This window comes from Limnohabitans sp. Rim8 (assembly GCF_945869175.1).
In the GTDB taxonomy this organism is placed as follows: Bacteria; Pseudomonadota; Gammaproteobacteria; order Burkholderiales; family Burkholderiaceae_C; genus Limnohabitans_A.
This window is the reverse complement of the sequence record NZ_CAMBNZ010000106.1, coordinates 1-8,863: the sequence shown is the minus strand read 5'-3', so window position 1 is coordinate 8,863 and position 8,863 is coordinate 1. Positions and strand designations below refer to the sequence as shown.

6 protein-coding genes are annotated in these 8,863 nt (G+C 61.9%); 4 read left to right on the top strand and 2 right to left on the bottom strand.

The genetic code is table 11. The annotated features are described in order from the left end of the window. A partial coding sequence (smc, locus tag Q0O19_RS13000; protein ID WP_295523654.1) for a chromosome segregation protein SMC occupies positions 1-2,801 on the bottom strand: 2,801 nt, incomplete at its 3' end. A 181-nt stretch (positions 2,802-2,982) separates the two neighbouring features. Between smc and dapC the strand changes: the two genes are divergently transcribed. The 4 genes from dapC to Q0O19_RS12980 all read left to right on the top strand — a co-directional run bounded on the left by dapC (position 2,983) and on the right by Q0O19_RS12980 (position 8,428). Next, positions 2,983-4,197 (top strand): succinyldiaminopimelate transaminase, encoded by a 1,215-nt coding sequence (gene dapC, locus Q0O19_RS12995; protein WP_295523652.1) that lies wholly within the window; start codon positions 2,983-2,985, stop codon positions 4,195-4,197. A gap of 12 nt (positions 4,198-4,209) precedes the next feature. Then, positions 4,210-5,379 carry a succinyl-diaminopimelate desuccinylase gene (dapE, locus tag Q0O19_RS12990; RefSeq protein ID WP_295523650.1) on the top strand — a complete coding sequence of 390 codons (1,170 nt, stop codon included), beginning with the start codon at positions 4,210-4,212 and terminating at the stop codon, positions 5,377-5,379. Further along, positions 5,376-6,275 carry a 50S ribosomal protein L3 N(5)-glutamine methyltransferase gene (gene prmB / locus Q0O19_RS12985; protein WP_295523648.1) on the top strand — a complete coding sequence of 300 codons (900 nt, stop codon included), beginning with the start codon at positions 5,376-5,378 and terminating at the stop codon, positions 6,273-6,275. The genes dapE and prmB overlap by 4 nt, the downstream gene beginning before the upstream one ends. A gap of 146 nt (positions 6,276-6,421) precedes the next feature. Beyond that, positions 6,422-8,428, top strand: a complete 2,007-nt coding sequence (locus Q0O19_RS12980) for an ATP-binding cassette domain-containing protein (protein ID WP_295523646.1) — start codon at positions 6,422-6,424, stop codon at positions 8,426-8,428. Here Q0O19_RS12980 and Q0O19_RS12975 read toward each other — a convergent pair. Then, a complete protein-coding gene (locus Q0O19_RS12975; protein WP_295523644.1) occupies positions 8,425-8,682 on the bottom strand; it encodes a hypothetical protein in 258 nt (85 codons plus the stop codon). The two genes, Q0O19_RS12980 and Q0O19_RS12975, sit on opposite strands and share 4 nt — an antisense overlap. Positions 8,683-8,863: the final 181 nt, after the last annotated feature.

Below are 8,863 nucleotides of genomic sequence, written 5' to 3'. Positions count from 1 at the left end.
GCCAAAAGCTGGCTGTATTGCTCCAGGCCCAGCCGTGCGGCTTGCTCCTTGAGTTGCAAATCGGTGATGCGTTGGCGCAAAGGGTCCAGTTCGCGCTCGAAGCTCACGCGGCGCTCGTCGCTGGCCCGCAATTTGGCCGTCAGGTCATCGTAGGCGCTGCGGCTAGCGCCCAAGGCTTGCTCACGCTCCATTTTGAGGGCCAGCACATTTTGCAAACCCGCTTGGGCTGCGGCATCGGTCAGGCGGATCAACTCATCGTGGGCACGTTGGGTTTCGGCCTCTGTGCTGGCTACCTGCTGCTGCGCGGTTTCAATCGTGCGGTTCAACTCAGCGCGGCGGGCGTCCAAGCTGCGCTGCGCGAACTGGGCTTCTTGGGCGCGGCGCTCCAGACTGCGTTGCTGTTCACGGCATTCGGCCAGTTTGCGCTCGGCCACGATCACGCGCTCGTCCAGCAGGGCGTGGCGCTCTTGGGTGTCGGCCAGTTGCATGTCGAGCTCTTCAAAGCGGGCTTCGGCGGTCACGCGTCGCTCTTGCAATTCGTCCAGCAGAGCCTCTGCTTCGGCCAAATCGTTGCTGATTTGCTCGCTGCGGGCGAGGGTCTGGGCCACCAGTTGTGACAGGCGCAGGGTTTCGACCTGAAGCCCGTGGTTGCGCGACTGGCTTTCGCTGGCTTCAGTGCGCACCGAATTCAAACGCTGGGACGCTTCGGCGTAGGCCGCTTCGGCCCGCACCAGGGCGCTGCGACTTTCTTGAGCCATCAGGGTCTGGGCACGCAGCTGCTTTTCCAGGTTCTCGATCTCCTGGGCGCGGGCCAGCAAACCGGCTTGCTCGGAATCTTGGGCGTAAAACACCACGCTGTTGAGTTGGACCGCATGACCGGCCTGCACGAACAAGGTCTCACCCGCTTGCAACTGGCTGCGCCAAGCCAGCGCGTCTTCGATGGTGGGCGCCGTGTAGCAGCCTTGCAGCCAGTCGGCCAACAGCGCCGACAAACCGGCATCGTGCACGCGCAGCAGCGCGGCCAGGGGCTTGCAGCCTGTGGGCAGCCCACTGCGCGGCGCGGCTTGGGTGGCCAGCGGCAGGTTAAAAAAGCCCAGCTTGGCGGGTGGAGCGTCATGGGCAAAAGCACGCACCAAGTCCAGCCGCGAAACTTCCAGAGCCGACAGGCGCTCGCGCAGTGCCGATTCGAGAGCGTTTTCCCAACCCGGCTCGGTGTGGATGCGGCGCCACAGGCCTTCGAGCTCCGCCATGCCATGCTTGGCCAGCCAGGGTTGGAGCTTGCCGTCGGTGCGCACTTTTTCTTGCAAGGCCTTGAGCGCCTCGACGCGGGCACTCAGGTCAGAAAGTATGGACGACTCTTGGTTCACAGCGTTTTGGCTGGTGCGGCGCTCTTCGTCCAGCGCGGGCACTTGGCTTTGCAAGGTTTGCAGACGGGCTTGGGCCTGCGCCGACAAGGCCTCGGCCTCGGCCAATTGCACTTGCAATTGGTTCAGGCGAACTTGGTCGGGCGCGGCCAAAGCGTTGCGGTCGTTCAGCAGGCGCTCGCGGCGGCTTTCAAGCTGGCGCGATTGCTCTTCGACGTTGCGCTGGTCTGCGGCCAGCACACCAATTTGTTGCTGCACTTGCACCACGCTGGCGCGTTGGGCCGAGGCGTCGTTTTGGGCTTTGCGCAAGGCCTCTTCCAAGTCAGGCAACGCCATGGCCTGGTCTTCCACTTGGGCAGCCAAGGTCATGCTCTGGTCTTCGGCCATCGCCGCTTGTTCGGACAAGGTTTCCAACTCGGTTTGCGCGTCCTCGCGGCGGATGCCCCACTGCGCGGTTTGCTCGATCAACTGCTGCAAGCGCTGCTCGGCGCGTTGGCGGCCTTCCAACACAAAGCGGATTTCGGCCTCCAGACGGCCCACCTCGGCGCTGACTTCGTACAAAGCGCCTTGCGCTTGGTTGACCTGATCCCCAGCAGCGTAGTGCGCTTGGCGGATGGTTTCCAGATCGGCCTCCACGTGGCGCAAATCGGCCATGCGTGCCTCCAGCGCATTGACCGCCAGGTCCACGTCGGACTTCATGCGGACTTGGTCGGTCTCGGCATCGCGGCGCTTCAAAAACCACAGCTGGTGCTGCTTCAGGGTGCTGTCGGCTTGCAAAGTGTTGTAGCGCTGGGCCACTTCGGCCTGCTTTTCAAGCTTGTCGAGGTTGGCGTTCAGCTCGCGCAGGATGTCGTCGACCCGGGTCAGGTTCTCACGGGTGTCGGACAGGCGGTTTTCGGTTTCGCGGCGGCGTTCCTTGTACTTGGACACGCCTGCGGCTTCTTCCAGAAACAAGCGCAGTTCTTCAGGGCGTGACTCGATGATGCGGCTGATGGTGCCCTGCCCGATGATGGCGTAGGCGCGGGGCCCCAGGCCGGTGCCCAAAAACACGTCCTGCACGTCGCGGCGGCGCACTGGCTGGTTGTTGATGTAATAGCTGCTGTTGCCGTCGCGGGTGAGCACACGCTTGACGGCGATTTCGGCAAACTGGCCCCACTGCCCGCCCGCCCGGTGATCGGCGTTGTCAAACACCAGCTCGACGCTGGCGCGACTGGCGGGCTTGCGGGTGGTGGTGCCATTGAAAATGACGTCCTGCATGGATTCGCCACGCAATTCAGACGCTTTGGACTCACCCAACACCCAACGCACCGCATCCATGATGTTGGATTTGCCACAACCATTGGGCCCCACCACGCCCACCAACTGCCCAGGCAGCAAGAAATTGGTGGGTTCAGCAAAGGACTTGAAGCCGGAAAGCTTGATGGAATTGAGGCGCACGGCGGTGTCGAATCGGTGTCAGATCGGTTGGAGATCAGCGAATTGGGCCAGCCCCAAAGGCCAACACCATACAAAAGGTCAATGTTAACTGACAGAGATGGCCCAAAGACCCGTTCCCCGTCCTCAGGGCCGCAAAACCCTCCGGCATGAATTCAGCCCGGGCATCCCGGATAATTGCCGCATGAATCCCCTACTTGCCAAGCTGCAGCCCTATCCCTTTGAACGGCTCAAGCAGCTGTTTGCCAGCGTCACGCCCAACCCCGCCCTTCGCCACATCAGCTTAGGCATTGGCGAGCCCAAGCACGCGACGCCCGTTTTCATTCAAGAAGCGCTCAAGGCCTCGGTTGCCACGGGCCTGTCGGCCTACCCGGCCACGGCCGGCGAGCCTGGACTGCGCAAAGCCTGCGCCGCTTGGCTGAAAACCCGCTACCAACTGAGCTTGGACCCGTTCACGCAGGTCCTGCCGGTGAACGGATCGCGCGAGGCCCTGTTCGCCCTGACACAAACCGTGGTCGACCCGACCCGAGCCGGTGCGACCGTGGTCAGCCCCAACCCCTTCTACCAAATCTACGAAGGCGCGGCCTTGCTCTCAGGTGCTGAGCCTTATTACGTGCCCAGCGACCCGGCGCGCAACTTTGCCAACGACTGGGACAGCGTGCCCGCCGAAGTCTGGGCCCGAACGCAGCTTTTGTTCGTTTGCTCGCCCGGCAACCCCACGGGCGCGGTCATGCCGCTGTCGGAATGGCAAAAGCTGTTTGCCCTGTCGGACCAGCACGGTTTCGTGATCGCATCCGACGAGTGCTACAGCGAAATTTATTTCCGCGAAGAGGCGCCTTTGGGAGGCCTGGAAGCCGCCCACCAGCTAGGCCGCACCGACTTCAAACGCCTGATAGCCTTCACCAGCTTGAGCAAGCGCAGCAATGTGCCGGGCCTGCGCAGCGGTTTTGTGGCGGGCGATGCGGCCATCATCCAACAATTTTTGCTGTACCGCACCTACCATGGCAGCGCCATGAGCCCGGTGGTGCAAGCCGCCAGCGTGGCCGCTTGGGGCGATGAGACCCATGTGGTGGACAACCGCAACCAGTACCGCACCAAATTTGCCCAGGTCACGCCTGTGCTGGCCGAAGTGCTCGACGTGAAGCTTCCAGACGCCAGCTTTTACCTGTGGGCCGGTGTGCCGGCAGGGTGGGGCGGAGATGACGCCGCTTTTGCCCAAGCGCTTTACCAAACTGAACACGTCACCGTGCTGCCCGGCAGCTACTTGGCGCGTGATTTCAACGGCAGCAACCCAGGTCACGGCCGCATCCGCATGGCCCTGGTGGCCGAAACCGCCGAGTGCCTGGAAGCGGCCGAGCGCATCGCCCGCTTCGTGCGAGCCCACCCCCAAAAAGCCTGAACCGTGAACGCCATGAATGCCACCACCTGCCACGACACCCTGCGCTTGGCCGAGCAGCTGATCTCGCGCCCCTCTGTCACCCCGGAGGATGCAGGTTGCCTGGACCTGATCGCCGAGGCTTTGAAACCCCTGGGATTTGTCTGCGAGTTCATGGACTCAGGCCCTGAGACCTTTCGCGTGCGCAACCTTTGGGCCAAACGCGCTGGCACTTCTGGCCAGACGCTGGCCTTTGCCGGCCACACCGACGTGGTGCCCACCGGGCCGTTGACCCAATGGGACAGTGACCCCTTCACCCCCACCCACCAAGACGGCAAGTTGTTTGGCCGAGGTGCCAGCGACATGAAAACCTCTCTGGCGGCCATGGTGGTCGCCGTGCAAGAGTTTCTGGCGACCCACCCCAACCCGGCATTGGGCATCGCTTTTTTGCTGACCAGCGACGAAGAAGGCCCCGCGCTCGACGGCACCGTGGTCGTCTGCGAAAAGCTCCAAGCCCGGGGCGATGCGCCGCAGTTTTGTATCGTGGGTGAACCCACATCCGTGCAGCAAACCGGCGACATGATCAAAAACGGCCGACGCGGCACCCTGAGCGGCAAGCTCACCGTGAAAGGTGTGCAAGGGCACATCGCTTACCCCCACTTGGCCGACAACCCGATCCACCGCCTGGCCCCCGCGCTGGCCGATTTGGTCGCGATCCGCTGGGACGAAGGCAATGCCTTTTTCCAGCCCACCAGCTGGCAGGTCAGCAACATCCATGCGGGCACGGGCGCGGGCAACGTGATCCCCGGGGACTGCGTGGTGGACTTCAACTTCCGCTTTTGCACCGAATCCACCCCAGAAAGCCTGCAGCAGCGCCTGCAAGCTGTGCTGGACCAGCACGGTCTGAAGTACGCTTTGACATGGACCCTCGGTGGCCGCCCTTTCCTCACCACGCCCGGTACTCTGGTGGCCGCCATCCAGCAAGCCATCACCGACGAAACCGGTCTGAAGACGGAGCTGTCCACCACAGGCGGCACCAGCGACGGCCGCTTCATCGCGCAGATCTGCCCGCAAGTGATCGAGTTCGGCCCCCCCAACGCGACCATCCACAAGGTCAACGAGCATGTGGCGCTGGCCGACATCGCGCCGCTCAAGGCCATCTACCGCCGCACCTTGGAACATCTGAACCTGGACTTGTCCGCATGAGTGAGGTGCCGCTTTCCACACTGATCGCGTACTCGGCCGAACGCCTGAAGCAAGCCGAAGTCTCCTTCGGCCAGGGCACGCTCAACGCATTTGACGAAGCCGTCTGGCTGGTACTTTGGCGTCTGGGTCTGCCGCTCGATACCGACTTGGACGAAGTGGCAGAACAAGCCGTGTCGCCCGCGCAGCAAGCCGATTGCACCGCCTTGATCGAAGAACGCATCACCGCCCGCAAACCCGCCGCTTACCTCACGCGAGAAGCCTGGTTACAGGGCGTGTCGTTTTACATCGACGAACGCGCCATCGTGCCGCGCAGTCTGATCGCCGAAGTGCTGTCAGACGGCACCATCGACGCTTGGCTGTCGGACCAAACCCGAAAGGTGCTGGACCTGTGCACCGGCAACGGCAGCTTGGCCGTGCTGGCAGCGCTGGCCTGGCCCGAAGTACAGTTGACCGGGGCCGATATCTCCCATGATGCGCTGGCCGTGGCCACCATCAACGTCGAGCGGCACGGCTTGCAAGAGCGCGTGACGCTGGTGCACAGCGATGGCTTGAGCGGCTTGAACCCTCCCGAACACGGCCCTTTCGATTTGATCTTGTGCAACCCGCCCTACGTGTGCCAAGCCAGCATGGACGCCCTGCCGGCCGAATTTCGGGCCGAGCCCGAACTGGCGCTGGCAGGCGGCACAGACGGCATGGACTTTGTGCGGCAACTGTTCAAGGATGCTCCAGCGCGGATGAACGAGCACGCGGTGTTGGTGCTGGAGATCGGCCACGAGGTGGAACACTTCATCGCCGCTTTTCCTGAACTGGAAGTGGCTTGGCTGGACACCAGTGCGGGTGACGATCAGCTTGTACTGGTCACCCGTGAAGCCCTGCTCACCCTGTCCAGGACCTGACGCTGGAATCAGGAAATAGGCAAAACTTCCAACACGCCATCGCACCGACACGCACATCGGTGAAAATGGCGGGTTGTGCCCCCTTTGACACCCGCCCTGAAGCTGGTGGCCCCTTTTACCGGAGCTTGTCCGGTCATTGCTTTTTCATGATCAACCTCAAAAACGTCACCCTCCGCCGAGGCACCAAGGTGCTGCTGGACAAAGCCTCCGTCACCCTCAACCCCGGAGAAAAGGTCGGTCTGGTCGGGCGCAACGGCGCAGGCAAATCCACCTTGTTTGCCCTGTTCAACGGTACCCTGACCGAAGATGGGGGCGACTTTGAGATGCCGCGCCAGTGGCGCATGGGCCAAGTCGCCCAGAACATGCCCGAAACCGACCAAGCCGCGTCGGACTTTGTGCTGGAAGGCGACACCCTTCTGGCCGACTTGCGCCAACGCTTGGTGGCCGCCGAGGCCAGTGGTGACGGCATGGAGATGGCGCACGTTTACACCGACCTGGCCGACGCGGGCGACCACGATGCCCTGCCCCGCGCCGAGGCCTTGATTTTGGGCCTGGGCTTTCGGGTGGACGAACTGAACAACCCGGTCAACAGCTTTTCAGGCGGCTGGCGCATGCGTTTGCAGTTGGCCCGAGCGCTGATGTGCCCGTCCGACATCCTGATCTTGGACGAACCCACCAACCACTTGGACTTGGACGCACTGGTTTGGCTGGAAGCCTGGCTGCAGCGCTATGCGGGCACCATGATCGTGATCAGCCACGACCGAGAATTTCTGGACGCAGTCACCGACGTCACGCTGCACATCGACCATGCCAAACTGACCCGCTACGGCGGCAATTACAGCGCATTTGAAATTTTGCGCGCCCAGCAAATGGAGCTGCAACAGGCTTCTTTTGCCAAACAACAAGACAAAATCGCCCACCTGCAAAAGTTCATCACCCGCTTCAAAGCCCAGGCCAGCAAGGCCAAGCAAGCGCAAAGCCGGGTCAAAGCCTTGGAGCGCATGGAAAAAGTGGCCCCGCTGCTGGCCGATGCCGAGTTCACCTTTGGTTTCAAGGAGCCCAACAACCTGCCCAACCCGATGCTGGCCATCAGTGAGGCCAGCTTTGGCTATGTGGTGGACGACACGCCCAAATCCATTTTGCAAGGTGTGAGCAAATCGGTGCTGGCCGGGCAACGCATCGGTATTTTGGGTGCCAACGGCCAAGGCAAATCGACCCTGGTCAAGACCATTGCCCGCACCATGCCGCTGCTGACGGGCACGCTCACCGAAGGCAAAGGCCTGAACATCGGTTACTTTGCCCAGCAAGAATTGGACGTTTTGCAGCCGCAAGACAACCCTCTGGAGCACATGACTCGCCTGGCCAGAGAACTGGGTCCGGGCAGTGGCGAACCCAGCCGTGAACAAGACCTGCGCAACTACCTGGGCACCTTCAATTTCACAGGCGACATGGTCAAACAGGCCGTGGGCACCATGAGTGGCGGCGAAAAAGCCCGCCTGGTGCTGGCCATGATCGTTTGGCAGCGCCCCAACCTGCTGCTGCTGGACGAACCTACCAACCACCTAGACCTGGCCACCCGCGAAGCGCTGTCCATGGCGCTCAACGAGTTCGAAGGCACGGTCATGTTGGTCAGCCACGACCGTGCCTTGCTGCGTGCGGTGTGTGACGAATTCTGGATGGTGGGCCGGGGCAAGGTCGAGCCGTTTGATGGCGACCTGGACGATTACCAAAAGTACTTGCTGGAAGAATCCAAGCGCTTGCGCGAAGTGGCGAAAAATGCCGCCCGCGATACAAGCCCGACAGCGCAGACTGCGGCTGCAGAACTGCCGGCTCCCCTTGTGGTGGTTCAAGCCGTGCCTGCCGCGTCCCCAACGCCAGGCCTGAGCAGCGCCGAACAACGCAAACTCGAAGCCCAAAAACGCCAACAAGTGGCCGCTCAAACCCGCCCTTTGAAGCGCGAACTGGAGCAAAACGAGCAGCGCATGGCCAGCATCGAAGCCGAGAAGCAACAGTTGGAACGGCTGTTGACAACGCCTCTTCCCCTTGCTGAGATGGCCGATGCGGGCCGACGCCTCAAAGCTTTAGCTGAAGAGGTAGCGCGACTGGAAGAGCGCTGGCTCGAACTGACCCAGCAGCTCGAAACCTGCGTTTAAGGCTTGGGCTGACCCACCACCGACCAGCCCACATGCTGGTTGGCCTTGTTGTTTTCGTACTCCCAAGCGGTGCCGCAACGGTCACACCGGTAAGCCGTGATGGTGGCTTGACCCAGGTCCCGCGGCTCTTTGCGGTTGGCACCTTGCACCAATTCGGCGTGACCAGGGGCACGGCGCCAATGGCGCTGGATGCCAGAACAGGGCTCACAAAGCGCTGTCGTCTTCGGGTCGTGAGAGCGCTGTGTATCGGTCATCCAAGGGGTCTTTCGCAGTGATTAGGGGACACGCTGAACGCGCCCATGAAAAAAGCACTTTGTACAGGCGTACAAAGTGCTTTTTTGCATTTTTTGGTGGGACCAGCGGGGGTCGAACCCACGACAAACGGATTAAAAGTGCTGAACTCTGTACCACTATTCACAACATTATCAACGTTTT